This is a genomic window from Mixta tenebrionis, assembly GCF_006517625.1.
Taxonomy (GTDB): domain Bacteria; phylum Pseudomonadota; class Gammaproteobacteria; order Enterobacterales; family Enterobacteriaceae; genus Mixta; species Mixta tenebrionis.
Genome location: NZ_VHQI01000047.1, coordinates 1 through 950 on the forward strand (window position 1 = coordinate 1; position 950 = coordinate 950).

2 protein-coding genes are annotated in these 950 nt (G+C 35.9%); both read right to left on the minus strand.

The features are described from left to right. Window positions 1-121: 121 nt before the first annotated feature. Entirely contained in the window at window positions 122-517 is a 396-nt protein-coding gene (locus FKM52_RS21445; RefSeq protein ID WP_141178111.1) for an Imm44 family immunity protein, read from the minus strand. Between the two features lie 4 nt (window positions 518-521). Further along, window positions 522-950, minus strand: a 429-nt coding sequence (locus FKM52_RS22055) for an RHS repeat-associated core domain-containing protein (protein WP_246085575.1), incomplete at its 5' end; no start/stop codon positions are given.

Here is a 950-nt window from a genome sequence, read left to right on the forward strand (position 1 = left end):
ATCGTACTCCTGTTTATACAGGCAGCGTCCCAGCGCATCATAGCCGTTTGGTTAATTGAACAGACCTGAAATAATAAAAAAGCCGAGAAAATAGTTGCCCTTCCTCGACTCTTTTTACTAATTACTCATGAGTAAGCGATACTCTAACTGACTCCAGAATAACTGACAATTTATCTCTATCACTATCTGAAATACCTAGCTTTTTCATTTTTTCTACTGAACGCTGAAGAGCATCTATGAATAAGTTAACCCTTTGATGAAAATTACCATGCAAAAAATCACCATGATCTATTTTTAATCTAAATTCCAAAACCTTCCGTTTTACATGTTTTTTAGCAATTTCCTCAGCCCAATTCTTATTATCTCTTATCATGGCAATATATGCCCATTTCTCATAATCATTATCAAAAACAATTTCTTCTAGACATTTATTTATCTCGAACTCAAGGAAACGTCTTACTTCTCTATATTGTTCAGCAACATCTATATCTGCTTCTGATGATATCCACAATTTCATAATATTAATAATCCGATTTGTTAAGTGGAGGGCGCTTACCACCATTATTAGATTTATACTCTAGTATTTTATCGTGTTGCCAGGTATGCATCTCCTTCTTCGTTCCTTCCGCTTCGAAGAACATATCTACATTATTATCATCCAAATATTTTTGACTATAACGAGATGTCCCCATTGTGGTTTCACCATATTTAGCTACTTCACCTGTATCCCGATCTCGCAAAGTATATCCTTCAGCCGGTTTATCCGTTGAATGGCTATTACCATGAGCTGAGTTACATTTTTTCTTTTTACGTCCAGGCTTTTTCGCAAACTGACCATTTTTTCTATGTTTTTTCCATAGGCCAAGCGGATCAAACCAATCAAAAACATTTGGTCCATATTGATACGGATTAATCCCCCCAACCAATCCTATCGGGTCCTGGCTGATAAA